General features: G+C 55.0%; 29 protein-coding genes and 4 pseudogenes. 18 read left to right on the top strand and 15 right to left on the bottom strand.

Annotated features, from left to right (window positions below):
• Positions 1-158 precede the first annotated feature (158 nt).
• The 4 genes from So717_RS06580 to So717_RS06595 all read left to right on the top strand — a co-directional run bounded on the left by So717_RS06580 (position 159) and on the right by So717_RS06595 (position 3633).
• Positions 159-1493 carry a flagellin N-terminal helical domain-containing protein gene (locus So717_RS06580; protein WP_306439497.1) on the top strand — a complete coding sequence of 445 codons (1335 nt, stop codon included), beginning with the start codon at positions 159-161 and terminating at the stop codon, positions 1491-1493.
• A 69-nt stretch (positions 1494-1562) separates the two neighbouring features.
• Entirely contained in the window at positions 1563-1934 is a 372-nt protein-coding gene (gene flaF, locus So717_RS06585; protein ID WP_159975416.1) for a flagellar biosynthesis regulator FlaF, read from the top strand.
• Positions 1931-2335 (top strand): flagellar biosynthesis repressor FlbT, encoded by a 405-nt coding sequence (gene flbT, locus So717_RS06590; protein WP_159975417.1) that lies wholly within the window; start codon positions 1931-1933, stop codon positions 2333-2335. The genes flaF and flbT overlap by 4 nt, the downstream gene beginning before the upstream one ends.
• Entirely contained in the window at positions 2335-3633 is a 1299-nt protein-coding gene (locus tag So717_RS06595; RefSeq protein ID WP_159975418.1) for a DUF1217 domain-containing protein, read from the top strand. Before flbT ends, So717_RS06595 begins: the two co-directional genes overlap by 1 nt.
• Before the next feature lie 6 nt (positions 3634-3639).
• Here So717_RS06595 and So717_RS06600 read toward each other — a convergent pair whose 3' ends face one another.
• A complete protein-coding gene (locus tag So717_RS06600; RefSeq protein ID WP_159975419.1) occupies positions 3640-5016 on the bottom strand; it encodes a FliI/YscN family ATPase in 1377 nt (458 codons plus the stop codon).
• A gap of 54 nt (positions 5017-5070) precedes the next feature.
• Between So717_RS06600 and So717_RS06605 the strand changes: the two genes are divergently transcribed.
• From So717_RS06605 to So717_RS06645, 9 genes are read left to right on the top strand one after another with little or no spacing between them, the layout of a single operon-like run.
• A complete protein-coding gene (locus So717_RS06605) occupies positions 5071-5496 on the top strand; it encodes a FlgB family protein (protein WP_306439498.1) in 426 nt (141 codons plus the stop codon).
• A 13-nt stretch (positions 5497-5509) separates the two neighbouring features.
• Positions 5510-5902 carry a flagellar basal body rod protein FlgC gene (flgC, locus tag So717_RS06610; RefSeq protein ID WP_159975420.1) on the top strand — a complete coding sequence of 131 codons (393 nt, stop codon included), beginning with the start codon at positions 5510-5512 and terminating at the stop codon, positions 5900-5902.
• A 47-nt stretch (positions 5903-5949) separates the two neighbouring features.
• On the top strand, positions 5950-6279 hold the full coding sequence (fliE, locus tag So717_RS06615; protein ID WP_159975421.1) for a flagellar hook-basal body complex protein FliE: 330 nt from the start codon (positions 5950-5952) through the stop codon (positions 6277-6279).
• A 1-nt stretch (position 6280) separates the two neighbouring features.
• Positions 6281-6550, top strand: a complete 270-nt coding sequence (locus So717_RS06620) for a flagellar biosynthetic protein FliQ (RefSeq protein ID WP_159975422.1) — start codon at positions 6281-6283, stop codon at positions 6548-6550.
• 1 nt (position 6551) lies between these two features.
• Positions 6552-7265, top strand: a complete 714-nt coding sequence (locus So717_RS06625) for a flagellar hook-basal body complex protein (protein WP_159975423.1) — start codon at positions 6552-6554, stop codon at positions 7263-7265.
• A 24-nt stretch (positions 7266-7289) separates the two neighbouring features.
• Positions 7290-8075: a flagellar basal-body rod protein FlgG gene (gene flgG / locus So717_RS06630; protein WP_159975424.1), complete on the top strand. Its 786-nt coding sequence runs from the start codon at positions 7290-7292 to the stop codon at positions 8073-8075.
• A 29-nt stretch (positions 8076-8104) separates the two neighbouring features.
• A complete protein-coding gene (gene flgA, locus So717_RS06635) occupies positions 8105-8494 on the top strand; it encodes a flagellar basal body P-ring formation chaperone FlgA (protein ID WP_238840695.1) in 390 nt (129 codons plus the stop codon).
• An 8-nt stretch (positions 8495-8502) separates the two neighbouring features.
• Entirely contained in the window at positions 8503-9234 is a 732-nt protein-coding gene (gene flgH / locus So717_RS06640) for a flagellar basal body L-ring protein FlgH (protein ID WP_159975426.1), read from the top strand.
• A gap of 13 nt (positions 9235-9247) precedes the next feature.
• The gene (locus So717_RS06645) at positions 9248-9760 is read left to right on the top strand and encodes a flagellar basal body-associated protein FliL (protein ID WP_159975427.1); all 513 of its coding nucleotides are present in this window, start codon (positions 9248-9250) and stop codon (positions 9758-9760) included.
• Positions 9761-9905: 145 nt separating this feature from the next.
• Here the strand turns inward: So717_RS06645 and So717_RS06650 are convergent.
• Positions 9906-10210: pseudogene (locus So717_RS06650) on the bottom strand (transposase); the annotation flags it as partial.
• 224 nt (positions 10211-10434) lie between these two features.
• Here So717_RS06650 and So717_RS06655 point away from each other — a divergent pair.
• Together So717_RS06655 and So717_RS06660 are read left to right on the top strand one after the other, a co-directional pair.
• Positions 10435-10680 (top strand): type II toxin-antitoxin system ParD family antitoxin, encoded by a 246-nt coding sequence (locus So717_RS06655; protein WP_159975428.1) that lies wholly within the window; start codon positions 10435-10437, stop codon positions 10678-10680.
• A 111-nt stretch (positions 10681-10791) separates the two neighbouring features.
• Positions 10792-11067, top strand: coding sequence for a type II toxin-antitoxin system RelE/ParE family toxin (locus So717_RS06660; protein ID WP_238840697.1), 276 nt, complete (start codon positions 10792-10794; stop codon positions 11065-11067).
• Here the strand turns inward: So717_RS06660 and So717_RS22205 are convergent.
• From So717_RS22205 to So717_RS06725, 13 genes and pseudogenes are all read right to left on the bottom strand, one after another.
• Positions 11055-11296 (bottom strand): annotated as a pseudogene (locus So717_RS22205) (transposase); the annotation flags it as partial. The gene So717_RS06660 and the pseudogene So717_RS22205 sit on opposite strands and share 13 nt — an antisense overlap.
• A 61-nt stretch (positions 11297-11357) precedes the next feature.
• A pseudogene (locus So717_RS22210) lies at positions 11358-11570 on the bottom strand (replication initiator protein A); the annotation flags it as partial.
• Between the two features lie 169 nt (positions 11571-11739).
• A pseudogene (locus tag So717_RS06675) lies at positions 11740-11952 on the bottom strand (transposase); the annotation flags it as partial.
• Between the two features lie 201 nt (positions 11953-12153).
• Positions 12154-12582 (bottom strand): hypothetical protein, encoded by a 429-nt coding sequence (locus tag So717_RS06680; protein WP_159975430.1) that lies wholly within the window; start codon positions 12580-12582, stop codon positions 12154-12156.
• The gene (gene flhB / locus So717_RS06685; protein WP_159975431.1) at positions 12582-13667 is read right to left on the bottom strand and encodes a flagellar type III secretion system protein FlhB; all 1086 of its coding nucleotides are present in this window, start codon (positions 13665-13667) and stop codon (positions 12582-12584) included. The genes So717_RS06680 and flhB overlap by 1 nt, the downstream gene beginning before the upstream one ends.
• Positions 13664-14434, bottom strand: coding sequence for a flagellar biosynthetic protein FliR (locus So717_RS06690; RefSeq protein ID WP_159975432.1), 771 nt, complete (start codon positions 14432-14434; stop codon positions 13664-13666). Before So717_RS06690 ends, flhB begins: the two co-directional genes overlap by 4 nt.
• Positions 14431-16515 carry a flagellar biosynthesis protein FlhA gene (flhA, locus tag So717_RS06695; protein WP_159975433.1) on the bottom strand — a complete coding sequence of 695 codons (2085 nt, stop codon included), beginning with the start codon at positions 16513-16515 and terminating at the stop codon, positions 14431-14433. The genes So717_RS06690 and flhA overlap by 4 nt, the downstream gene beginning before the upstream one ends.
• A 2-nt stretch (positions 16516-16517) precedes the next feature.
• Positions 16518-17243: a lytic transglycosylase domain-containing protein gene (locus So717_RS06700; protein WP_159975434.1), complete on the bottom strand. Its 726-nt coding sequence runs from the start codon at positions 17241-17243 to the stop codon at positions 16518-16520.
• 100 nt (positions 17244-17343) lie between these two features.
• Complete coding sequence (locus tag So717_RS06705) at positions 17344-19605, bottom strand: hypothetical protein (protein WP_159975435.1); 2262 nt, start codon at positions 19603-19605, stop codon at positions 17344-17346.
• On the bottom strand, positions 19602-20471 hold the full coding sequence (gene motA / locus So717_RS06710) for a flagellar motor stator protein MotA (protein WP_159975436.1): 870 nt from the start codon (positions 20469-20471) through the stop codon (positions 19602-19604). Before motA ends, So717_RS06705 begins: the two co-directional genes overlap by 4 nt.
• Before the next feature lie 64 nt (positions 20472-20535).
• Positions 20536-21144, bottom strand: a complete 609-nt coding sequence (locus tag So717_RS06715) for a MotE family protein (RefSeq protein ID WP_238840699.1) — start codon at positions 21142-21144, stop codon at positions 20536-20538.
• Positions 21141-21533, bottom strand: a complete 393-nt coding sequence (locus tag So717_RS06720; protein ID WP_159975437.1) for a hypothetical protein — start codon at positions 21531-21533, stop codon at positions 21141-21143. The genes So717_RS06715 and So717_RS06720 overlap by 4 nt, the downstream gene beginning before the upstream one ends.
• 10 nt (positions 21534-21543) lie before the next feature.
• Complete coding sequence (locus So717_RS06725; protein ID WP_159975438.1) at positions 21544-22032, bottom strand: flagellar basal body-associated FliL family protein; 489 nt, start codon at positions 22030-22032, stop codon at positions 21544-21546.
• 122 nt (positions 22033-22154) lie between these two features.
• Here So717_RS06725 and fliF point away from each other — a divergent pair, with 122 nt between their 5' ends.
• The 3 genes from fliF to So717_RS06740 are packed head-to-tail and all read left to right on the top strand — an operon-like array spanning position 22155 to position 24665.
• The gene (gene fliF, locus So717_RS06730) at positions 22155-23777 is read left to right on the top strand and encodes a flagellar basal-body MS-ring/collar protein FliF (protein ID WP_159975439.1); all 1623 of its coding nucleotides are present in this window, start codon (positions 22155-22157) and stop codon (positions 23775-23777) included.
• Entirely contained in the window at positions 23777-24376 is a 600-nt protein-coding gene (locus So717_RS06735) for a FliH/SctL family protein (RefSeq protein ID WP_159975440.1), read from the top strand. Before fliF ends, So717_RS06735 begins: the two co-directional genes overlap by 1 nt.
• Entirely contained in the window at positions 24369-24665 is a 297-nt protein-coding gene (locus tag So717_RS06740; protein WP_159975441.1) for a FliM/FliN family flagellar motor switch protein, read from the top strand. The genes So717_RS06735 and So717_RS06740 overlap by 8 nt, the downstream gene beginning before the upstream one ends.
• Position 24666: the final 1 nt, after the last annotated feature.

Here is a 24666-nt window from a genome sequence, read left to right on the forward strand (position 1 = left end):
TTGGAGGGATTTAAGCACTCATTAGCCTTTGCCGGGGCATGGTCGCGCTGCATCCGAGGTCGGATGGCGCATCGCCGATGAACGGCGATTGCATTGGTCAGAACGACAGTTTCGTGTCCCGCGTGAAGACGTTGGGGCCTAATCCACGCAAAGCGTGAATGATCAAAGGAACATGCTTCATGTCGAGCATTCTTACCAACAACAGCGCAATGGTTGCGCTGCAGACCCTAAAATCCATCAACATGAACCTGGGCAAGGTTCAAAGCGAGATCTCGACCGGCCTGACCGTCGAGAGCGCCAAGGACAACGCTGCGACTTGGGCGATTTCCAAAGTCATGCGCTCTGACGTTGCGGGCTTTGAAGCTATCGCTGACTCGCTGGCCCTCGGGTCTTCGACTGTGGGTGTTGCGCTGAACGCAGCCGAAAGCATCACGGACCTTCTGACTGAAATCAAAGGCAAGATCGTGAACTCGCAAGAGGAAAACGTTGATCGCGCCAAAATCCAGACAGACATCGAAGCGCTGACAAGCCAGATTCAGTCGATTTCCGCCGCGGCGCAGTTCAACGGACTTAACCTGTTGTCGAACACCGAAAATGGTGCAGATGCGGCAGGGACAGGCACCAGCAACATCCTGTCTTCCCTTGACCGCTCCTCGACTGGCGTTGCGGCCAGCAACATTTCGGTGTCTAAGCAGGATCTCGGTACAGGCGCTCAGACAATGGGTACAACTGCCGTCACTACTCTTGCTGACTTTATCGATGGTACAGGTGCGGCTATCACTGGCGCCAGCACCGCCGCTGCCCGGACGTTCTCCATTGATGGAGATGGGATCGAAACCAGCGCCGCTGGTATCGGGTATCGGATCACTCTGTCCGCTCCTCAAAACGACGTAGTCCTTGCGGAAGGTCGGGGTACCAATGTGGTCGCAGCCGGCGTTGTCACGACCGGTGTCTACGAGTATGTGGCACGGGACGGCGATACTTCGGCGGACATTGCCAACGCGCTCAATGCCCAGATTTCCGCCGCTGGTATCGAAGGCTTCTCGGTAGCAATCGCGACCAACACAACTGACGCTGCCGCGACCGACATGACCTTCAACTTCGATGCGGCCGCAGACGGCTTTACGGTTGCTGTAGCTGCCTTCACCAATGCAGGTTCCACGATTGGTGGCGGTTTGGCGGATCTGGCTGATATCGATGTGTCAACAGACGAAGGTTCTGAAGATGCGTTGAGCAAAATCGAAAGCCTGATCCAGACGTCGATTGACGCTGCAGCTGCGTTCGGTTCGGCTGGTCGCCGGATTGAAACCCAGAACTCGTTTGTGGGCAATCTGATCGACAATCTGACATCCGGTATTGGTTCGCTTGTGGACGCAGATATGGAAGCGGCCTCGGCCAAGCTTCAGGCTCTGCAGACACAGCAGCAGCTGGGTGTTCAGGCGCTGTCGATTGCCAACCAGGCACCGCAGACCATCTTGTCGCTCTTCCGTTAAGCGATATCTCGGGGGCGCGGTTGACCGCGCCCCCGAACCCATTGTCCAGTATTCGATAAAGGTTGCATCGTGAACGCATACGCACAGGCCCAAAGCGCATATGCGCCCGCGGCGGCCCCGACCAGAACGGCACGCAGCGCAGAGTACGAAGTTATCGCCCGCATCTCGCACCGGCTTAAAAAAGCCATAAAGGAGGATAATTTCAACGCCCTCGCCGAAGCGCTCTACGAAAACAACAAGCTTTGGACGACGCTGGCCATTAACGTGGCAGACGAAAACAACCTCCTCCCTGAAGACTTGCGCGCTCGCATACTATATCTTGCAGATTTTACGCGCATTCATACACAGAAGGTTCTCCGCAAAGAAGAATCTGCGATCCCGCTTCTGGAAATCAACGCTCTGATTTTGGGTGGCTTGAAACAACAAGGAGAGACAAAATGAGTGGTCTTGTCCTAAAGCTCAGCCCCAAAGAACGTGTGTTGATCAACGGTGTGGTGATCGAAAATGGAGATCGCCGCAGCAGGCTCGCGATCATGACGCCAGGCGCGCATATTTTGCGGTTGCGGGATGCGATTCACCCTGAGGACGCAAAGACGCCGGTAAAACGCGCGTGCTTCGCCATGCAACTGGTGCTGTCAGGTGACAAGAGCCCTGAAGAGGCGCATTTGCCGCTACTCCGTCAGATCGAAGAGCTAAGTCAGGTCTTCACAGATGCCGACAGCCGAAATGTGCTTGCCGAAGCAACAAATGGCCTCGTCGAAAAGCAGCACTATCGTGCATTGAAAGCGTTGCGCGCGTTGCTGCCTCGCGAAGAGCGGCTCTTAGCAGCAAGGATGAGCTGATGTTTACGCCAGTTATCCCATCCTCCGGCCTGAGCGGGTGGAGGTTCCTTCAGCGAACTTACGACAGCCAGCTAGAGAATTTTTCGAGCTCTGCGCAGGTGGCGCGGTCCACTGATTATTTTATGCAGAATATCGACAAGGTCAAAACTGCCGAGGATTTGACATCGGATCGGCGACTATTGGAAGTCGCTCTCGGCGCTTTTGGCATACAGGATGACATCGACAACCGGTTTTTCATCAAGAAGATCCTGGAGGAAGGAACCACCGCGCAGGATTCACTTGCCAATCGGTTTTCGGACAATCGTTACAAGGAATTCTCCGAAGCTTTTGGGTTGGGACCAGGTGAGACGCCACAGGTTGGTACAGAGGGTTTCGCAGCTGAAATAGTTGCCAGATTTCAAGCCAGCAGTTTCGAAGTGTCTGCCGGGCAGCAGGACGATACTATGCGCGTTGCTCTTTACGCGCAGAGGGTTCTGGTTGAACTTGCGAGCCCCCCCAGCAAATCGCCAGAGCGTCTGGCTGCTGAAGCCGTTGCCGAAGCGGTGTCAGATTTCGCAACCTCTGTTTCTGAAGACATCGAATACTTCGAGAATCGAATTGCGGATGTGGAAACCCCTGAGGATCTGCGCGATGATCCAAGATTGCTTAAGATTGCATTGGGTGCTTTTGGACTGACTGAGGATTACGATGCCATTGTTGGGTTCGAACCGTCTGCCGAGGTTCCCGAGAGTCCCGAATGGATAAAAATCAAAGAAGTGCTCGAAGAGGGAAGTATTTCGATCGTTGCGCGTGCGAATGAGTTGGACAATCCCGCTTATGCAGATTTGTCCCGGGCTTTCGGATTTGGCATCGCTGAAACGTTCCAGCCCAATAAACGCGGCTTTGGGGAGCGGATCACCGATCTCTACATTGAGCAGAACTTCCCGATGCCGGACGATATTGCTTTCGACGGTGTGGTGACGGTCACAGATGGCGTCTTTGAACTTGAGCCATTTCGGTCGGACGACATCTCCAATGACGCGAAGTGGTTCACGTTGATGGGCGAGCCTCCTCTGCGTGCTCTCTTCGAGGGCGCACTCAACTTGCCGTCTGAATTTGGTCAGGTTGACATCGATCAACAGCTGTCCGTGTTTAAAGAGCGCGCGCAAACCATTTTTGGCAGCGATCAGGTGAACCAGTTTTCGGATCCGGAAAAGCTTGATGAATTGATCACCCGGTATGTGGTTCGGTCTCAGATTTCATCCTTCAACGCTGGGTCATCTTCAGCATCAATCGCGTTGACGTTGCTTCAATCCTAGATCAAGTCATGCTGCGGGGTTTGGTCGGAAGGATCGTCCGCCCCGGATGGGCAAGTTGCCGCTTCCAGCACGTCGCAAGATCAATTCCAGCTGGGTAAAACTGTTTTCTACATTTTGTCGTTCGACCTGGGCTAGGAAACCGTCGAGCTCCGGCCATATCTGTATGGCTGTATCAAGCTCCGGATCGCTGCCAGTAGAGTACAGTCCAGCACGTATCATCATTGCATTTCGATCATAGGCGGCCAGCAGATGCCGCGCCTGGCCGATAAGTGCGTTCTGTGGTTCGGTGGCGGCTGCGGGCAAACTCCTCGATATGGATCGCAACATATCTATGGCCGGATACCGGCCGCGCTCGGCTATGTCTCGGCTGAGCACAATGTGGCCATCCAGCACCCCGCGTAGAATGTCGGATATCGGCTCTTCCATATCGGAACCAGCGACCAGAACACTGAAAACGCCGGTAATGTCGCCCTGTTGCTTCTGACCGGGACCTGCGCGTTCGCACAACGACATGATCATGTGCGCTGTTGAAGGCGGGAAACCGCGCAGCACGGGTGCCTCGCCCGCCGCGATGGCAACCTCGCGATGTGCTTCGGCAAATCTTGTAATAGAGTCCGCAAGAAAAAGGACTGAGCGGCCCTGATCGCGGAAATGCTCCGCGACCGACATGGCGGCCCAAGCGCATCTTCGTCGTATAAGCGGCGATTGATCGGATGTCGCACAGACAACAATGGCGCGTTTGAGCCCCTCAGTGCCCAGAACATCCTCGATGAAGTGACGCAGCTCACGCCCGCGTTCGCCGATCAGGGCGATCACGACGAGATCTGAGGTCATGTTCTGGGCCAGATGACCCAAAAGGCTGGACTTGCCAACGCCGGATCCGGCGAACAGCCCGACCCTTTGCCCGCGGACAATTGGCAGCATGGTATTCAGCCCGGCCATGCCCGTATTCAAGCGTTCCCCTAAGGCCCTGCGTGCACCAGGGTCGGGCGGTGCGCGGCGCAATGGCCGTGCGGCGGCCCCGCGCAAAAGCGGTTTGCCGTCAAGGGGATTTCCAAATGGATCGATGATCCGACCGATCCAGGCATTGGACGGAGCGATGCCACGCGGCTGAAGAAGGGCTGCGCGATCCTGCAAGGCGACACCGTCAGGAGCCTCGTCGGGCAACATGACCAGCACCTCACCGTCCAGCTGCAGCACCTCACCCGATAGCGGCTCTCCAGCCCTGTAGACCACGATAAGATCACCGATGCGGGCCTTGTTTGCCAGGCCGGAGACGTGAATGACCCCCCCCTCGACCCGCGCAACACGCCCAATGGCCCGCACGGGATTGAGCTCGGTGATTTGGGCGGCGAGCCCGTCGAAGGAAATTGTCTCTGTCATCGGAAACCTTTGGCCTTTGCACACTCTTTCTAAAGGAATCAGAGTTAAGCCTTGATGAAACCGTTCGAGGGAGAAGCCCGGATGTTCAAAAATTTGGAAGTCTTCAAGATTTCATATGCGATGGCTGTACACGCGGGGCAGAAGCAGGCCGTTGCAGCGCAGAATGTAGCCAATTCCGATACGCCGGAATATCAAGCGCGCAGTCTTGCACCATTTTCTGAAACATATCAGATTCATACCTCCATGGGAGATAACGCGGGCCAGCGCGCCACGCGCGAACGCCATTTGAATGGTGTGATCGCGGGTCATATGGCGGATCCGGTCATTGATGACGAGGCGGTTGCGTCTCCGAACGGGAATACGGTCTCTCTTGAGGGCGAAATGCTCAAATCACTGGACGCCAAGCGCCAGCACGACCGGGCACTTGCAATTTATAACTCATCTCTTGGGATTCTGCGGGCCACATTGAGCCGTCAGTAAGAGGGAACGTATCATGAACGAATTTGCAAAAGCTTTGAATGTGACGTCGAGCGGTCTGAAGGCGCAGGCAACTCGGCTACGTCATCTGGCGGAGAATATCTCAAATGCAGATACCCCGGGCTACAGGCGCAAGCTGATCCCGTTTGAAACTGCGTTTAATGCCGGCAACGGCGTGTCGATGGTCGAGGTTGGCCGTGTGCAATTGGATCAGTCGACCTTGGAGCGGATCTATGACCCGACGCATCCGATGGCGGATGAAAGTGGCTATTTTGATAGCTCGAACGTTGACCTGATGATCGAACTTGCCGACGCCCGTGAGGCGCAGCGCAGTTACGAAGCCAACCTGAAAGTCTTTGAGCAGACCCGCAAGATGTCCAGCAGCTTGATGGACATCTTGCGCAAGTAAACCAAAACGCGCGGCCGAAGTGCCGTGCTAACTGAAGGAGATCCAGAATGGATATGAAAGCTGTTTCAGCAATTCAGAAGTTCACGGATGCGCGCTCAGCTTCCGCCATACAAAACTATGTGCAGGCGCGGCCTGCAACCGAACCCAAGCCGGACGAGACGCCGACTGTCACCGAGGTCGTTAAGGATGTCGCAATCGATTTTGCGCAAACCCTGGCCGAGAGCGAAGAGACGGCGAAGGCATCCATGATCGGAGATGCGGATCCTCACGCGCTTGTTCAGGCTCTGGCACAGACCGAGCTGGCTGTTGAGGCTGCGGTAACCGTCCGAAACAAGGTTGTCGAGGCTTACCAGGAAATCCTTCGGATGCCGGTCTGATATGCTGGATGAGGTCCTCTTCTTTGACACACTGCGGCAGGGGCTGTGGATTGCGGTGATCATCTCGATCCCCATTCTCACCGCAGCGCTGGTGACTGGTGTCTCGATTGGTTTGGTGCAGGCGCTGACATCCATTCAGGAGATGACCCTGACCTTCGTTCCAAAACTGGCCGCGATCGTGATCGTCTTTTGGCTTTCCATGGGGTTCATGACGCAAACTCTCGTGGCTTTTTTCCATAACCGCATTGTTCCCTTGATCATCGGAGGTTGAGATGGAAAACCCTGGCTATACAACGCTGACACGGCAATCTGGGCTGATGCGCGAAATGCGGGTCATCGCAAATAATATCGCGAATACGGCGACAACCGGGTATCGGCAGGAAGGCCTTGTATTCTCGGAATACGTGATGGCGATCGATGGGGCCTCCAGCCTTTCGATGGGTCAAGGTAACGTTCGTGACACTTCCTTTGATCAGGGCACACTGACCCAGACAGGCGGAACCTTCGACTTCGCCATTGAAGGCGATGGTTTCTTTCTGATCGAAACACCGGCGGGCGAACGGCTGACACGATCAGGTGCGTTTTCGCCAAGCGGTGAGGGTGATCTGGTCACCATGGATGGCTATCGCGTGCTGGATGCCGGAGGTGCCCCGGTTTTCGTTCCGCCAGGGGTCGGTGATATTGCGGTGTCCGCTGACGGTACGATGTCGGCTGAGGGCAATCCGATCGGTCAGATTGGCGTTGTCCAGCCAATCAATCCACGCGAGATGATCCGCGAAGACGGGGTCATGTTCCGTGCGGATGACGGGTATGAGCCAGCAGAGGGCGCCCGCATCCTTCAGCGATTTGTCGAAAATTCGAACGTCAATCCGATCCTGCAGATATCCCGGATGATCGAAGTCCAGCGCGCCTATGAGTTGGGCGCCAGTTTTCTCGATGCCGAGGACGAACGGATACGTCAGGCTATGCGGTCCCTTTCCCAGTAAATCGAATAACCGAGGAGTTTCAGAATGCGTGCCTTGAAAATTGCCGCAACCGGCATGAGCGCCCAGCAGATGCGGGTCGAGACGATTTCGAACAACCTGTCGAACATGAGTACAACTGGATACAACGCGCGCCGCGCCGAGTTTGCCGACCTCCACTATCAACAGTTTGCGCGCCCCGGCACGATCAACGCAACCGATGGAACCCTGATGCCAACTGGCGTGCAGTTGGGTTTGGGTGTGCGGCCCGCAGCGGTGGCTGTTCAGCTACAGCAGGGCTCGCTGAGCCAGACCGGCGGAGATCTTGATCTCGCAATCGAAGGCAACGGATATCTTGAGGTCACACTTCCCTCCGGTTTGAGCGCCTATACCCGCGATGGTGGCCTGAAACGGACGGGCGAAGGCTTGATTGTGAACTCCGACGGGTTCCCCGTTGAACCTCAGATCGTGATCCCGGACGATGCGCGCCAGATCTCAATCAATGCTTCAGGCGAGGTCTATGCCTATTTCGCGGATGCACCGGATGCACAATTGCTCGGCCAGTTCAATATGGTCGGCTTCACCAATGCCAAGGGTTTGGAAGCTCTTGGTGGCAACCTCTTTTCCGAGACCGAAGCCTCTGGTCCACCACTCATCTCCACGCCTGGTGAAGACGGGCTTGGGACCGTTCGGCAAGGTTATCTCGAAGACAGCTCAGTAGATGCTGTTCGAGAGATTACGGAGCTGATCGAGGCACAAAGGGGCTACGAAATGAATGCCAAGGTCATCTCTGCTGCCGACCAGATGATGGGCGCAACGACGCAGATTCGATGACCCGGCTATGCTGCGCAATTTTGGTCTTGATGGTTGCGAATGTGGCCTGGTCGGATGTGGTTGTTCCGACACGCACAATCCGTGCGAATGCCATTATCAGCGATATCGATGTTGGGACAAAGGCAGGCCAAATCCCAAATGGGTTTGATCATATTGGCGATGTCATAGGACAGGAAGCGCGTACGACGCTTTATGCCGGCAGGCCGATTTTGGTGGATGACATCGGGCCGCCTGCGGTTGTCACGCGCAATCAGCTTGTTGCGCTCAGGTTTGAGACCTCTGGTCTGATCATCACAACCGAGGGTCGGTCTCTGGAGCGTGGCGGTGTTGGAGATCGCGTGAGGGTAATGAACCTGACGTCGCGGGCGACTTTGTTTGGGCTGATCCAGCCGGACGGGTCTGTGAGAGTAAGAAAGTAGGGATTGTTATGTTGGTAAGAAATAGCACCGCAATATTGAGCATCTTGGTCATAGCAGCCTGCGGACGTATGGATCACCTTGGCAAACCTCCGTCGTTTTCTTCTCCGAGGGCGACGGCTGAGCACAACGCAATGGCGTCCCCGGGATTGCCGCTGCGGACCGAGGCAGTCAGCCCAACACGCAGGGCCTCTTTGTGGTCCGGTGCGCGGCAGTCACTTCTGGGTGACCGTCGGGCCGTTCAGCAGGGTGACATTCTGACCGTCGTCATTGAAATCGACGAAGAAGCCGAGATCTCCAACGCAACAGATCGGTCCCGCTCGGGTACAGAAAGTCTTGGCATCCCTAGTCTATTTGGTCTGCCGCAACGCCTTGACCGCCGCTTGCCGGAAGGGGCGTCTTCTGCTGACGCGGTGTCCATCAACTCCAGCAGTAGCTCCTCCGGCGATGGTTCCGTTCGTCGGAATGAGAAACTGACCCTGCGTGTCGCCGCGACCGTTGTTGATGTTTTGCCAAATGGGGTTTTGTCCATTTCCGGAAGCCAGGAACTCCGCGTGAATTTTGAGATGCGAGAGCTTCTGGTCAGCGGATACGTCCGCCCTGAAGACATCTCACGTCAAAACGAGATCACCTACGACAAAATTGCCACCGCTCGGGTCTCATATGGTGGACGGGGGCAAATCACTGACGTGCAACAACCCCGCATAGGTCAACAGGTCTTGGATACTGTTCTGCCGTTCTAGAGGGATCGACACAATGAAAAAACTGCTCCCTATTATCATGCTACTTGTCGGGTCCGGCGCCGGCGTCGGCGCTGGCATCTTTTTGAGGCCAGCGCCCGTTGAGGAAGCGATTGCGGACGCCGCAACCGACGCTGATGAGTATGAAGCGGCAGAGACAGTATCCAGTGGCGATGCCAATGAAAAGGAGGGCCCTGCGGATGGTATGGAGTACGTCAGGCTACCCAATCAGTTTGTGGTTCCGTTGGTCGAAGATGAGAGGATTTCGGCGCTTGTTGTGATGTCGCTTAGCATGGAGGTGGCCCTGGGCAGCACCGAGAATATTCTCGAAATGGAACCCAAGCTGCGCGACGGGTTTTTGCGGGTCCTGTTCGATCATGCAAGTATCGGTGGGTTCGACGGAGCGTTCATCAACAACGAGAACCTCGATGTTGTTCGACGTAAGTTACGAGATGTCGGTAAGGGCGTTATGGGGTCCGATATCGTAAACGACGTTCTAATCTTCGAGATTGCCCGTCAGGACTACTAGCCCCATGATCCATTGATTTCCTTCGTGCTGCGTGGTTCGCCTTTCTCAAGACGAGCTGTGAATATACATGCTTCGGTTCATGGTCAACGCCTTGGTTGCCAACATGATTCTGTTTCGTGTAATTCCGATGTGCCCATCGGCAGCGCACCGCCCATTCGGCCATCTCGCGTCTTTGAGACGGCCTCACCACTTTTTTCCAAGCGTTTCCTTCAGCAAATCGTTCTGCATGCTCTTCTCGGCATACATCTTCTTGAGCCGCTTGTTCTCTTCGTCCAGCTCTTTCATGCGCGCCATTGGACTGGCGTCCATACCAACATACTTGGAACGCCACTTGTAGAAGCTCGCGCCGCTCATCCCATGTTCGCGACACAGATCAGAAACCGGCACGCCGTTCTCTGCCTGCTTCAAGATCGCCATGATCTGCGCGTCGCTGTATTTTGATTTCTTCATCAGAAACTCCTCTTTCATCTTCGAGAAAATTCTACTTTCAGACACCACCAAATCTCGGGGGCATTACCGCCTGCCTGTCCGCCCTTCTCCCCGTCACGCTAGCCTCGCGGTAAATACAGCAGGTGCAGTCGCGACGTTTCTTGTGGAGATCTTTAACGAACGCCAAGGCAGCGAATAGTTGAGTAATACCAAAGTTGGTATACTCTGTTCTTAGGAGGCTCATCATGGCAAAAAACACATCCATGTCGATTGGCGACCGCTTTACAGGGTTCATCGATACACAGGTTCAATCAGGCCGCTACGGTTCGGCCAGTGACGTTGTGCGGGCGGGCTTACGCCTGCTGGAAGAGCATGAAGCCAAGGTGAAGTCGTTGCAGGATGCTTTGATCGCGGGTAAGCAATCCGGTGAGCCGCAGCTCTTTGATCGTGACGGCTTCCTGAAACGCATGCACGAGAAGCACATCAGCTAGCATGGCGTCATATAGACTATCACCGCTTGCTGAGAGCGACCTTGAACAAATCTGGCTCTACATCTGGACGAATGGTCATTGGATCAGGCGAACCGCTACTATGACCAGATCATGGATACGATTGAAGAACTGGCTTCTGGTCAGAAGCAGGGGCGGGACGTCGATATTCGCGATAGGTATTTAAAGTACCCTGTGGGGCGTCACTTCGTTTTCTTCAGGCGCTCTGATGGCATGACGGATGTTATCCGCGTGTTGCACCAGAGCATGGATTCTGGGCTGCACTTATTACGCAAAGAGGCCGCCTCGCGGCGACCTCTCGTGATCCTTTGCGTTATCCGCCCCAAAAGCCAGTGCAGTCATCCTAGGTTCAGGACTCATAGCCAGTAGATAACGATTGCCGCTAGGGCGATGGCCGACAGAAAGACCTTTGGGCATCTGTCATATCGGATTGCCATACACGGCCAATCCTTGAGCCTGCCGAACATGATCTCGATCCGGTTGCGCCGTTTGTATCGGCGCTTGTCCATTGCCCGGCAGTGCATTGCGCAGCAATGTCACGAGAGGGGTACTTGACGGTTTTCTTCCGCTGTTTTCGACCGGGGATGCATGGGCGTATCAACGCCGCCCGTAGTGACGTTGGTTTCAATACCTGTATTGCGCAGCCTATCGAGTGCGTCTTTGAATAGCTTGTAGCCGCGTCGGCTGGTGTTGCGGTTGGTAGCTTTTAGCAGATCATGGGCTGAAAAGCGCATTGTCCGGAGCACCTGCCGCCCCTCATTGAGCGCGGCCATGCACTGGCTGATACAATAGATAAAGATATCACGATCAAAGACAGTCGCGCGGCCAATTCTAGACGGTTTCAGCTCAAGCCAGTTTCCGTTCACGCTCATAGCGTCTGGTTGTCATGTCGGGCTTAGTCGAGAGCGTGAAAAGCGGATACTCCATCGAAGCCATATCTAACTTCGGGGCCGCATCGAAGATATAGCAGACGAAGAAACCCCGTCGCGGGTGTTGCACGGGGCTGACGCGGCCCCACTGGGGCCACGCTCCCCTTCAACTGTGCGGACCATCGGCAGCAGGCGCGTCACGCCAGCGCAACCCATTGCGATTGATGAAGATAATCCCGCTCAACACACGCCCCCTCTCGGCAGATCTGCTTTGCAGATCGCCTGCCGGTCAAGGGTCATCAACGCGTGACTTGCCATGGGCCTTGGGGAAGAAGGGGGCAAGACGCGCCATCTGCGCATCGGTCAGCCAGAAAAGATCAAACATGTTCACCGCTCATTTCGAGCCGTGAAGCATGTCGATCAACCAAAATCAATCGGTCATGACCCTAGCCGCGATCTAGTGGCTGCCACGCCCTGAGACTGGGAGATTGACGTCATTTCGTTCACCTAGTCGCCTCGGCCTCCGAAATCGCAGTAAGGTTGGCCTGCTTCGAGAGCGAAGCCAACCGAGTGCATGTGTTTACACCTATCGAGAAACCTTTGATCCACTGGTGCGTTGAACTGCCACACTAATGACCTTGTCTAGATCCGATTTGATCGAGGCTGACCGTTGATGTGATGAAACGGCGTCAGCGATTTCTCCGCTTACGAGCACTTTTCCATACGCCCGCCGAACCTGGCTGAGATGCTGTTCTTTCTCCGCCAGAATGAGGGCAAGCTTCATGTTCAATGCTGTTTTGGATTTTCCAAGCCAAGCTTGCCAGATCACATCTGCACCGATGGCCTGCATGGTTTTATCCGAAGCCCTGTCCGCCTCTTTCGCTTGTTGTCCTAGTTTTGCAAGGTCAGAGCGGATTGCACTTTCCTTCTGGACGAGTTTTTGTAGGCGCTGCCGACGGGTACGATACTTGATATCTGCAAGAATCTGCAATTTCCGTGCGTCTTGCGGTGTCATCAAATGCGTCCTTTGGCTCTTTGGCGCATGGCTTCTGCAAAGCGGATCGCCGCAGCTACGGCCTTGTAGTGTTCAGGTGAAATCTCATCGCCCAGATTCGTTGTGGCGTGCAGCGCGCGAGCTGTTGGTGGATCGCTGTGTATTGGTACATCGTTCTCAGTCGCGATTTCCCGAATGCGAAGCGCGATTTCATCGACGCCCTTGGCCACACAAACGGGCGCCTGACCTGGCTTGCGATCCCACTTCAAGGCAACCGAGTAGTGCGTTGGGTTAACAATGATTACATCAGCAGTCGGGACATCAGCCATCATTTGTGCGCCCGCAATTTCTTGGGCCCGCTGACGTCTTTCGTTCTTCATGTGCGGATCACCCTCGTTGTTCTTCGTCTCGTCCGTGATCTCCTTGCGGGACATCATGTTTTTGCGAAGGTGTTCGAAGTGTTGCCAGACAGCATCAATTGCCCCGATCACGCCGGACACAATAACCACAACCAAAAGAAACGACAGGCAGATCTCGGCCAATAGGGATACCACAATGCGCGGATTGGTCTGCAAGACCGCTACCATATCGTCCATGCGGACATTTATGAAGATGGCCAGGCACGCGGAGTAAATTAGAAGTTTTGCGAAGCTGACCGCGAATTGGAATAACCCACGGCGCCCGAATTTGTTTTTTGCATTCGATAAAATGGAAATGTTGGATAGTTTTGGTTTGATTTTGGTGGGCGCGAAAACGATACTCTTCATGGCGAAGAGGCAGAGAAGAACGGCAAGTGCCGGAAGCCCGAATATCGGTGACATGGACCATAGTATGTCGCGCAAGATACCCTCGGCGGGAGCTGCTGCTGCGCCACCAAAGAAGATGGCGGCAAGTTGCTCTGGCTGATCGATCAGAACCATCATCGTGGTCCCGAGATGGATTAGCCCACCGCTACCGGCCGCGATGAAGGCCAGCAGAAGGCCTGCGTAGGCGCAGGCCGTCAGCATTTCTGTAGATCGGGCGATCTCGCCCTTTTTCCGTGCGTCGATCAGTTTTTGAGGCGTGGCCTCATAGCTCTTGTCGCTACTGTCGGCCTGATCGCTCATTGGGGTCGTCCGAAAGGATTGGCGAGGAAACTGTCCAGAGCATGTGACCAAACCGACAAGATCAAAGGAGCGGACATAAGAAGAAGGAAAAGCCCTCCGGCAGTGATAACCGGCGCGCCCACAAAGGCGACCATCAGCTGCGGCATCGCTTTGTTGATTGCGCCCAGGGCCACATTATAGAGAACCGAAAGAACAATGAACGGTGCAGCCAGTGTGAAGGCGAGGGTAAAGGCGCGTGCGACCTGTGAAACGCCCCAGTCGGACAATACGGATGCATTTGTGAACCGACCTATCGGCAAGACGTCATAGGAGAGGATGATCAACTCCGCTGCTTTGACGTGCAATCCCAACATTACGGCCAGGGCGATGCCCCCAACGATCAAAACATAGCCCATGGCCGGCATGGGGTCGACGCCCGCGCCGCCTAGCACCTGAGATAGTGAGGTCGCATGCGCTGCAATTGTCCCTGCGGTCTGTAGGGCTAAAAGAAACAGGCGAATGCCAATGCCTATGGCGAGACCGGAGAGGATTTCGGTCATGGTCAGAAAGGCGACATCACCGAAGCTCGGTGGCAGCGGCACCGTAGAGATGATTGGGGCGACAATCAGCGTAAAGGCCATGGCGACAATGAGCTTTATCCGCGCTGGCACTGATTGTTCACCAAAGCCCGGCAGCATGGCTGTGATCGCGGACACGCGCAGAAAAATGACGAACCCATGCCAGAGCGCATCATTGACCAATGGTACCAGCTGTCCGAGTCCATTCATGCCGCGACAACACCCACCAGTGACGGTCGTGCATCAAGGCCAATCTCTTCAAATGACAGAACGGGGTTGTTGATCCCTTTGGCGCGCATCACTGTTCGCAGGAATCTGCGGCGCCGCGTATTGGTGACGATTGCTGCGTTTATGCCGTTCTCGCTGGCGGCCTGAAGTTTCTCAGACATGTTGTCGGCCAGCTGATTGAACAATTCGGGTGGCAAAGCAATGTCCAAGCCTCGGTCTGCATCGACTTGATACGTATTGAATGTCTCTTCCCATTCCGGCGCGAGTTGGACCAACGGCAAGGTTCCATCCTCCCGCTTCATATCGGCGATCAGTTGGAATCCAAGCCTCTGACGTACATGCTCGCAGATCGCTTCAGGTTGCGCATTTTGCCCACGCGCTTCGGCTGTCGCTTCGAGAATGAGTGGCAGGTTTCGAATGGAAACCTGCTCGTCAAGCAGCAGCCTCAGAACGGCGTGCAATACATCAATCGGGACTTTGTCCGGTATCATCTCATCGAGCAGTTTGCGATTTGCATCCGCGCGCCCCGGATCTGATACGTTGGTCATCTCCTGCAGCAAACGTCTTAGCGATTTCAAAGAGAGCAATCGGCTGAAGTTTCGTTTGACGGTTTCGAGAAGGTGCGTCGCCAGTATTTCCGCTGGTGTCACAAGTGTCAGCCCGTCGAGCGACGCTTGCTCTTGGTCGCGCGCATTGATCCATCGGGCGGGCGCGCCATAGACAGGTTCGGTCGTGTCGTGACCGTCGGGAAGGCTGCCTGCGTCCTCTGGGACAAGAGCCAGTATCTGATCTGGATTGAGAAACGCGCGCGCTTGTTCGACGCCCTGGATGCGCAAGACATACGTCCCGGCTGGCAGGGCCGCGTTGTCGGTCAACCGGATTTCTGGCAAAATCAAGCCATAAACAGATGCCACATGTGTTCGCATGTTGGAGATGCGCGCGTCGAGCCCGGTTCCCGGATCCAGCACCATATTGACGAGATTGGCGGCGAATTCCACATGGATGTCGTCGAGTTCCAGAATGTCGCCAAGCGGCTTTTCCTTTGGCAATTCGGTGTCATTTGGCTCATGCGCGTCGTCAGCAGCCGTGGTCTTCGTTTTTCGGTACAGCCAATAGGAGAGCCCGCCTAAGGCACCGCCCCCAGCAATGAATGGCGCAAATGGCAGGCCTGGAAACAAGGCAAAGAGCACCATCAACCCGGCGACGGTTGCAATGGCTGCCGGATGCTTGGTTAGCTGGCTGAAGACCGCCAGATCGGTTGCGCCCTGTGCTCCCCCGCGCGCCAACAAAAGCGCTGATGCAATCGAAATTACAACCGCCGGTATTTGCGACACCAGGCCGTCACCAACCGTCAGGATTGCGTAAGTTTCAAAGGCTTGACCAAGCGGCATGTCATGCACTGCGATCCCCATGATCAACCCAGCAACCAGATTGAGGAGTGTAATCAAGAGGCCAGCGACGGCATCGCCTTTCACAAATTTGGAGGCACCGTCCAGTGACCCGAAAAACGTTGTTTCCTGTTGCTCCCTTTCGCGGCGCTCACGGGCTTCTGTGTGTGTGATCGCACCAGCGGACATGTCGCTGTCGATTGCGAGCTGTTTCCCCGGCATCCCGTCAAGAGCAAACCGAGCGCCAACCTCAGCCATCCTCGTGGCGCCTTTTGTGATCACCATGAAGTTGACAATCAAAAGAACACAGAAGACGACGAGCCCCAAGAAGACACTACCACCCATGACGAATTGAGCGAAGCCCTCAATGACATCGCCAGCCGCGTCTGTTCCGGTATGTCCCTGTCCGATGATCAGCTTGGTTGATGAAACATTCAACGATAGCCGGAGCATGAGGGATGCAAGGAGAATCGTCGGAAACGCCGAGAAATCAAGTGGTCGCTCGATAAAAAGGGTGACGGTGAAGATCAGAATGGCCAACGCAAATGATGCGGCAAGGCCTACGTCCAGAACCCAGGCAGGCATCGGCAGGATCATCATGACGATGACCGCCATAAGCGCGATGGCCAGCATGATTGTGGGATTGAAGAGGGCTTTGACCGTCAGGTTCTGCATAATCAAATGCCTCCGGTTTGCCGAAGTAGTCCGCCGCGCGAGGTTTCGTGTCCAAGGGGCACAAGCGAACCGAGACGAGGTTGCGTAGCGGATCGGCGAAGAAGGGGAAACTGATTGCTTTGTTTCTGCACAACCTTTGCGGCTGGTCTAGCGCTGGTGGTTTCAACGTCCAGCTGCGTATGAATTTCGGAGAACCGTCGCTTGTAACGTACCGCATGCTTGGGCGTGCGAGAGTGATAGGCCCCCACCGCGCGCATCCAATTTCCCTTTTCATCGAAAAGTCTATTCAGAAACTTGGCTGCATAGCGCGCATTTGTGACCGGGTCGAACATTTGTTCCAGAGTGGAGAATTCGCCGCCGTGCCAACGGTAGTTCAGCTGGAAGCAGCCGATATCCACGTTCTGACTTGCTCCGCTCAGTCGCCTGCGTGCCTCATTGATCGCCGCGGACTTTGATGCGAGCCAAAGACCTTTTCCAGCCGCATTTATTGCCCAGGGCCAAGGTTCAAGCCGACCATTTTTCTCTCGTCCGGTTTCTGTTCTTGAAATCGCCTTCAAGATCGAAAGAGGGACGCCGGTTTCGCTTGCAACTTGTTCAGCTGCGAGATCGCAGATATTTACATGTTCGGCGCGGGCTTGGGCTATGACTGGTTTCGAAAGAATTACGGTTACAAGAACAATGGGCCAGACAGTGTGCCGAAGCACCGAAGATGAAAATATCACGGGCATTCTACCCCTCCTGATGGCCTCATTCGACGATGTGCCAAAAGTATTTATTCGAAGTTTATTTTAAGTAACTAGGCTCACTTTTCAGATTCTAAGCTCGGCTTTAGCGGGGTACAGCCACACTCTGGAGAAGAGTTTCCAATGTTTCTCGGGCGTTACCGCTGTTTTCGACTTCTGCGATGGCGGCTTCCAACATACCGTCGGCGGCATTGAGCGGTGCGATGGTCTCGCGCGCGAGCGACTGAATTTCACCGAGGACCGGTGTTTCGGAGGGGAGCAGCTCGATCCACTCTTCCGCAAGCCATGCAGATCGAATTGCCTCAGTTTCTGCATCGATGGAGCGAAATACTTCGAATGCTTCTCTGTTTTCACCTAGTTGCAGCAACGCCTCTGCACGCAGATCTTCAACGGGTTCATCGCGTACAAGTGCGAGGGTTGTTATTGCGGCCTGCGGTTGATCTAGCGCCAGATAGATCTCGGCTTGAGTGAGCTTGTGTCTATCGCCTTGCTTCCCAACAGGGACCGAGGACATCAGTTCGTTTGCGTCGTTTGGAAACCCCAGCTCCAGCAGGCGTTTTGATACACCTTCGATTGCGGCGGGTGTTAGACTGGACGGGGACGAGGGAAGATGATCGAAAAAACCGTCTAAGAACGAGATGTCGTCTGCAAGTCTCGATAGCGCCACGAAGATGTGGGATTGCATGTCAGCCAGAAGGTCATCGTCACCGTGAGAGATTTCACTTTGCGACGCCTGAAACGCCTTTTCAAACTGACCCGAATATGCCGATGCAATTACATGCGCGCGGAGAAGCTCTTTTGCCAGCGGGCCTTTGCGATTTTCGAAGGCGTAGGTTTCAACCAATAAAGCCAAATCTGCCGGGACCGTTTCCCCCTCCGACACCAAAGTATCAATAAGGGCAATTGTGGCTTGAGGAGTCTCCGCTGTATTTGTCTCTATCACATTCAATAGGATACTTTCTGCGGTTTCAGAGTTTCCCGATTTATTTTCGATTTTGGCTTCGGCGAGCTGCGCGCCTGCTGTCTCTCCGGATTGATCCCATTCAATATTTCTTAGAGCAATCGCTGCGGAGTCGAGGCTTCCATGGTCTGCAAGTCGTTTGCTCAGAATTGGCGCGATAAAACGCTTCAAATGCGAAGGTAAGCTTGCCAGAGCGCGCAGTGTTGCTTGCTCGTTCAGAACCTGATCCGCAGGGAAGGTTTGAGCAGCCATCGCAGCCCAGAGAGCCAGCGGCGAGGCGCAATCGGAAAACCGATGAACGAAACGAGGGTTGCGCGCGTAGCCATGCTCCATGATGTCAGCCAAATCGACAAGTTCGGGGTGAGTTGATGTAAGGGCTTCCGAGAGACTAAGGGTTTGTTTGGCTTCGGCGCCGAAACCAAAGTAGATATAGAGCCGGGCCAGTTTGATGGCGACTTCCGCATTCAATCGGTCAGTTTCCGAATAAAGCTGGCGTCGAAGGGTGCCGATTTGACTATGGAGATCCAAATCACCGCCCCAATTTGGCACTGCAACGCGATCCGGTTCTGGGCAAACGGCGCCCGAGGTCATCAGACCGCTGTTCGCCGTCGTATTTGTTGGACTATCTCGGCTCGTTGTTACGCGGATGTTGCCGTAGTCGGCAGGCGCGACGTTCACTTCTGTCTCGGAGGAGTCAAAAATCTCCAACGTAGGAGCAGGTGTTGCGTCTTCGAGGAGAGCATCCAGATTGGGTGTTGCGGGTTCCAGAATGCCTCGCGATGCAGCATTTCCGACGCCGCGCAGGAGTTGATCCCGAGTTGCGTCGACCAAGGCAGTTTGCGCCTCCGATAGGGTAGCGCGAGGCTCGCGCGAGACTGTTTCTGTTTCGAGCGCGCCTTGATCCTCTGCCCGCGCGTTCGTTTCCGATCCGGGAAAATCAGACCAGAGCAAATCACCAAAGTTAAAACGCGAGGCTGGGCGCGCTGAGATGAAGCGATTGGGTCGATCTGCAGCCTGTGGTGGCAAAGGTGGGCCGTCGATGATATCGACAACAAGGAAGTTTCCTCTCTCAACGAACGTCCTTGCTTCGCATGCACACGCCAGTTCGAGTTCCAGTCGCGAAGGGTAGCTTCGCACTGCCACCAGCTGATCGCGAGGAATGATGTTAAAGACCCGGCTTGTGTCGAACCCGGTATCATGTTCGACAATTTCTATTGTCTTCAGGCCTGGTTCTTCCTGAAGCTGCCAGGTGCTGTCCTGGGGCAACCGCAAGACAAGGCGGGTAAAACCGTTGTGATCGCCGGACCGGACAACAATTGGTTCAGCCGCAACTGTCCCGCCAATAGACAAGCCAAGTATGCTTGCGAACGCCGCTATGCGAATCATGCGGCACCTTGTTTGACGGACTTCAGCGCATCTTCCAGCTCGGAGAAACTGGGGCGGCAATGAGAGGGCGTATTCTGCCGCCCGACTTCGATACAAATGTTGGTGGCATGGGCATGAAGATTGGCCACCAGAACTTCGCGAATAAGCTGATAAAAATGGCCGTCTTCTTCCGTGATGGTCTTTACTTTGGCAGCGAACGGACCAACAAAGCAATATGCCAAGAACACACCAAGGAAGGTACCGACCAGAGCGCCACCGATCAGTTTGCCAAGGACTTCGGGCGGCTGATCGATTGAACCCATAGTTTTGATGATGCCCAAAACGGCGGCAACAATTCCAAGTGCCGGCAAACCATCTGCCACCGTCTGCAGGGCGTGACTTGAATGCAACGCGTGGTGCATATTCGCTTCCATGCGTTTTTCCAGAACTTCCTCCACCTGATGTGGATCGTCGTAGTTCATCGATGCCGACCGCATGGTGTCGCAGATCAGTGCAATGGCTTCTCGGTCCTGAAGAATCTTTGGATATTTGGAAAAGATGTTTGAGTCGTCCGGTGCCTCAATATGCTCTTCAATCGCCACCGGATTTTGGCGCGCTAATCGGATAAGTTCAAACAAGAGGCAAAGAAGATCTTTGTAGTCATCATGCGCCCATTTAGGACCTTTGAAGACTTTACCCATGTCCCGCGCCGTCTGCTTAATCGCCGATGAATCATTACTGATCAGGAAAGCGCCGACGGCAGCGCCGCCAATCATCGTCATCTCAAACGGCAAGGCTTTGAAAATGATTCCCATCTTGCCTCCAGCGGCAAGATAGCCGCCGAAAACCATGATAAAAACAACCACGATTCCAATGATTCCGATCATCTTCAACCCTCAGTAGCTGGCCGCTGTACTGTCGCAAAAGGAAGTTAAGAAAGCCTCTGCGCCGCTAGCCTTTAGGCACATCAGCGTTTCTACCAGCCATTATGACGCTAATCGAATAGGCCACCTGTGGAGAGAGGCCGGCCATGACTCCAGCCGCCGCCTCTGGCCGCATGCGACCAAGAAAACCGGCCGCGAAAACGGGCTCCATTTGCTCAAACAAAGCCGCGGCGTCTTTGGGCTTCATATTTTCGTAGACTGATGTCAGTCGGGCCAGATCATCTTCGGCTGCCGTGTTCGCAAGCGCCAGCAAATCACGCAGCGAATCTTCTGCACCCTGAAGTGCCGCAAGCCGCCTTTCGATCTCCTCATCTGCAACCGAGAGTGCCTTCATTCGCATCTCAATCTGCTCTTCCCGTTCCGCAAGCCGCTGCTCCCGTGCCTGGAAAGACTGCAGCATCTTTGACATCCGTTCCCTATCGTCAGATGGGGCCTCGGTATCTGGCATGTCCGCCTTGTTTGCCGCGACCTCCACTACCGCGGAGGGATTTTCGGTGGCCACAGCCTGCCCCGCACCTATGCCAATACGAATGACCGCCGAACCGACGAGGAGGCCAGCGATCAACAAGATGGAGCCGCGTCCAGTGCCGCGAGAGAGGAATGTCACGTACTTCACTGGTGTGCCTCCGCACCACGATGCCGCACAAACATGGGTTCATTGGCAGGCTGCGCCGGCGCAACTGGTCGCGGTTGGGTAGCCGGTTCCTGATGCCTTGGGACATCAGGGACGTCGTGCAGAGATGCCATCTGCAGTTCAAGCTTGCGCGACATGTCTTCTGCGCGTTTTGTCAGATCAGTCAGGGTATCTGCGGAGTTCGCCGCTGTAGATTGCGCTGCCGACAGTGTCTTGGTTAGGTCATCGACTTGAGCGGACAAAACTGCCACCGCTCCACCCACACCTTTTTCAAGATCGTTGAAACGATTCAGTCTGCGCCCAAGAACCAGGCAGTAAATCCCCGCCCCAAGCGCGCCAGCGGCCAACAAAACATCTGCAATCAGTTCCATATCACCCTCCTTAGTTCAGTACGAATTCCATGATGAGTAGATCTTTGACTTGCTCGGGTCCGGTGACCACCTGGACCCGTCGCAACATCTGCGCTCGCAAACGTGTCAGAGCGGCCGGGCTGGTGAGATCATTCATCTCAACCGCGCGGAGATAACTGTTCAGAACATCGATGATCCGGGGCAACATCGCCTCGACGTCCGAAGCATATCCGGCAGCCACCTCCAGCTCAGCGCGAAAGCGCAAATGATCCTGCGCGCTGCTTTGCGGCAACGAGACCGTGATCGGCTCGATTGCGACAAATTCTATGACGGGAGATTTGTCCTCTGCCTTCGTTTCTTCGGCGGCGGGTTTTTTTGATTCGCCACCAAGCAGCAACCCGCTCCATGTCGCATAAAAACCACCTCCACCACCGACAAGAAGAAGCACAATGCCAAGAATTAAAGGCATTTTCGACGATTTTGGTTCAACTTCGTCTTCAATGATAGCTGCGTCTGTCATGAGCTTCCCGTTCTTGGTTACGAAAATTGTTATAGACGCGATTGCACTAACCGATTGTTAAGCCAGATCGTTCATTGCTGTTGGCATCGCTGAATAGAACGTTCAGCTCCACGGAGGCGGTTGTGCAGCAGTTATTGAATGCGTGGACGGGGCTTGATTTGCGTCGTCAGATTATTGTGATCGTCGCGACAGTCGCCATGTTTGTCGGCATCCTGGCGATGTCACGCATGGCCTCCGCGCCATCCATGACACTTCTTTATGCGGGCCTTGAAAATGGCGCGGCAGGTGAGGTTGTTCGAGCTCTGGAACAGCGTGGAGCGGCCTTTGAAGTGCGCGGTGGGTCGATTTTTGTCGCGGCTGAAGATCGCGATCAACTGCGCATGACCTTGGCCAGTGAAGGCTTGCCAGCGAATTCGAATCGCGGCTACGAGCTACTTGATAACCTCTCTGGCTTCGGCACCACATCGCAGATGTTCGATGCGGCATATTGGCGTGCGAAAGAAGGAGAGCTGGCTCGGACCATTGTTTCCAGTCCGCATGTCGCGATGGCGAGAGTTCATATCGCCAGCACGGGGTCCAATCCCTTTCAACGGGGTGTCACGCCAAAGGCATCCGTATCTGTGACCCCGACCGGAGGGGCGGTGACCCCACAGCAAGCCAAGGCGATCCGATTCCTTGTGTCTTCCGCCGTAGCCGGGCTTGCTTCAGAAGATGTCGCTGTCATTGATGCAAACGGTGCCCTGATCAATTCTGTGGACGAAGTGGCGCCGGCTGGATCAGATGATAAGGCCCAGGTCTTGCGGGACCGGGTTCAGCGTCTGCTTGAGGCGCGGGTTGGCTTTGGGAATGCCGTTGTCGAAGTCAGCGTCGACACGGTCACTGAAAGTGAAGCCATCAGAGAGCGAATCTTTGATCCTCAGGGACGGGTCGCGATCAGCACGGATACGGAAGAGCGTAACAACACGTCTACTGAAGCTGGTGGTGGCGATGTGACCGTGGCGTCGAATTTGCCGGATGAAGAAGGCGGAAACGGTGAAAACTCGTCTTCCCAAAACTCTGAATCCCGGGAACGGGTAAACTATGAAGTCTCTGAAACTGAAAGGGAGATTGTGCGGGTTCCGGGGGCCATCAAGCGGCTGACCGTCGCTGTCTTGGTCAACGATGTGACTGTGGAAGGCGAAAACGGCGTTCAGGAGCTCGTTTCGCGAGATGAGCTTGAGCTCGAAGCGCTTCGGGATCTGGTTGCCTCGGCCGTTGGTTTCGATGAATCCCGCGGTGACATTATCACAATCAAATCCATGGCGTTGCAAAGTGTATCGCCACAGGGCACCGCCGCTGGTACGTCCTTTCTTGATGGGCTTCACCTCGACTTGATGTCGGCGATCCAAATGGCTGTATTGGCGCTTGTGACCATCATTCTAGGTTTGTTTGTGGTGCGTCCACTGCTGACCAAGCCGGCGCTTACGGACGGGCAAGATGAGCTGGCCCTTCTGCCAGACGGAACTGCGGATGAAGATATCGCTGCCGGTGCAGATGATATGACAGCAGACGACTTTGATTTGCCAGAGCTACCAATGATCTCGGGTTTCGCATCGGATGACCCCGGCGCTCTCCCAGAACTGCCGATGGCTGGCGGGCTGTCTGATGATCCTGTCGAGCGTCTTAGAGCCATGATTGGAGAGCGGCAAGAAGAGACCGTCGAAATCCTCCGGAGTTGGCTCGAGGACAAGGAGGAAAATGCCTGATGTCGCTGTCGCACAGGTATAAGAACTTCAACCAGCCCAGCGAACCGGAACCGGTAGAAAGCCCGGTCAACGTTGCTTTGACAGAGGACCAGCAACTCGAAGCCTTCGAGAAGGGCTATCAGGCTGGATGGGATGACGCGGTCAAGGCGCAGTCGGATTCCGTGTCGAAGGTCAGCGCGGAGTTCGGTCAAAATCTGCAGGATATGTCCTTTAGCTATCATGAAGCACTGTCCAAACTCACATTGTCGGTCCAACCGATCCTTACCGACATCATAGACAAGATTCTGCCAGAGGTAGCGCGAGGCGCCTTGGCTCCACAGATCGTCGAACAGTTGATGGATCCGCTAAAGGACGCCGCATCTCAACCTGTCGAAATTGTTGTGGCGCAATCCAATCTGGAGGCTGTCCAGTCGCTGGCCGAAGATCGGCTTAAAGCGCCTTTCGAGATCGTAGTCGAACCGTCCCTTGCTGATGGTCAAGCCTTTGTCCGGATCGGCAATGAGGAACGCAATATAGATCTGCAGGCTGTCCTGTCTGGTGTCCGCGACGCCATGACAGCCTTTTTCCACGAAACAGAGCAGGAGACCCTCCATGGATGATCTGTCCGCAGACCGGAGCCCGGCGGCCGAAACCAGCAATCCGTTCACATCGGTACCGATCGAGGTGAGCGTCTGTGTTGGCAAGGCGCGACCATTGATCCGGGATCTGGTTGCCTTGGGCGAAAATGCGGTCCTACCGCTTGATCGGTCTGTAGACGATCCGGTCGAGCTTTACGTTGGCGACCGACTGATCGCGCGGGGCATGTTGGAAGAAAAAGACGGCGATGATGCCAGCGGGCAGCTTGTGGTCCGGCTGACTGAAATCGTTGATCTGCAGTCTGGCCACTGAA

Origin of the sequence: Roseobacter cerasinus (assembly GCF_009811755.1) — a bacterium.
GTDB classification, from domain to species: domain Bacteria; phylum Pseudomonadota; class Alphaproteobacteria; order Rhodobacterales; family Rhodobacteraceae; genus Roseobacter; species Roseobacter cerasinus.

Coding starts and splice junctions, on each gene's coding strand:
- So717_RS06580 (WP_306439497.1), top strand. CDS start 159: ATGATCAAAGGAACATGCTTCATGTCGAGCATTCTTACCAACAACAGC.
- flbT (WP_159975417.1), top strand. CDS start 1,931: ATGAGTGGTCTTGTCCTAAAGCTCAGCCCCAAAGAACGTGTGTTGATC.
- So717_RS06595 (WP_159975418.1), top strand. CDS start 2,335: ATGTTTACGCCAGTTATCCCATCCTCCGGCCTGAGCGGGTGGAGGTTC.
- So717_RS06600 (WP_159975419.1), bottom strand. CDS start 5,016: ATGACAGAGACAATTTCCTTCGACGGGCTCGCCGCCCAAATCACCGAG.
- So717_RS06605 (WP_306439498.1), top strand. CDS start 5,071: ATGAAACCGTTCGAGGGAGAAGCCCGGATGTTCAAAAATTTGGAAGTC.
- flgC (WP_159975420.1), top strand. CDS start 5,510: ATGAACGAATTTGCAAAAGCTTTGAATGTGACGTCGAGCGGTCTGAAG.
- fliE (WP_159975421.1), top strand. CDS start 5,950: ATGGATATGAAAGCTGTTTCAGCAATTCAGAAGTTCACGGATGCGCGC.
- So717_RS06620 (WP_159975422.1), top strand. CDS start 6,281: ATGCTGGATGAGGTCCTCTTCTTTGACACACTGCGGCAGGGGCTGTGG.
- So717_RS06625 (WP_159975423.1), top strand. CDS start 6,552: ATGGAAAACCCTGGCTATACAACGCTGACACGGCAATCTGGGCTGATG.
- flgG (WP_159975424.1), top strand. CDS start 7,290: ATGCGTGCCTTGAAAATTGCCGCAACCGGCATGAGCGCCCAGCAGATG.
- flgA (WP_238840695.1), top strand. CDS start 8,105: ATGGTTGCGAATGTGGCCTGGTCGGATGTGGTTGTTCCGACACGCACA.
- flgH (WP_159975426.1), top strand. CDS start 8,503: ATGTTGGTAAGAAATAGCACCGCAATATTGAGCATCTTGGTCATAGCA.
- So717_RS06645 (WP_159975427.1), top strand. CDS start 9,248: ATGAAAAAACTGCTCCCTATTATCATGCTACTTGTCGGGTCCGGCGCC.
- So717_RS06655 (WP_159975428.1), top strand. CDS start 10,435: ATGGCAAAAAACACATCCATGTCGATTGGCGACCGCTTTACAGGGTTC.
- So717_RS06660 (WP_238840697.1), top strand. CDS start 10,792: ATGGATACGATTGAAGAACTGGCTTCTGGTCAGAAGCAGGGGCGGGAC.
- So717_RS06680 (WP_159975430.1), bottom strand. CDS start 12,582: ATGACACCGCAAGACGCACGGAAATTGCAGATTCTTGCAGATATCAAG.
- flhB (WP_159975431.1), bottom strand. CDS start 13,667: ATGAGCGATCAGGCCGACAGTAGCGACAAGAGCTATGAGGCCACGCCT.
- So717_RS06690 (WP_159975432.1), bottom strand. CDS start 14,434: ATGAATGGACTCGGACAGCTGGTACCATTGGTCAATGATGCGCTCTGG.
- flhA (WP_159975433.1), bottom strand. CDS start 16,515: ATGCAGAACCTGACGGTCAAAGCCCTCTTCAATCCCACAATCATGCTG.
- So717_RS06700 (WP_159975434.1), bottom strand. CDS start 17,243: ATGCCCGTGATATTTTCATCTTCGGTGCTTCGGCACACTGTCTGGCCC.
- So717_RS06705 (WP_159975435.1), bottom strand. CDS start 19,605: ATGATTCGCATAGCGGCGTTCGCAAGCATACTTGGCTTGTCTATTGGC.
- motA (WP_159975436.1), bottom strand. CDS start 20,471: ATGATCGGAATCATTGGAATCGTGGTTGTTTTTATCATGGTTTTCGGC.
- So717_RS06720 (WP_159975437.1), bottom strand. CDS start 21,533: ATGGAACTGATTGCAGATGTTTTGTTGGCCGCTGGCGCGCTTGGGGCG.
- So717_RS06725 (WP_159975438.1), bottom strand. CDS start 22,032: ATGACAGACGCAGCTATCATTGAAGACGAAGTTGAACCAAAATCGTCG.
- So717_RS06735 (WP_159975440.1), top strand. CDS start 23,777: ATGTCGCTGTCGCACAGGTATAAGAACTTCAACCAGCCCAGCGAACCG.
- So717_RS06740 (WP_159975441.1), top strand. CDS start 24,369: ATGGATGATCTGTCCGCAGACCGGAGCCCGGCGGCCGAAACCAGCAAT.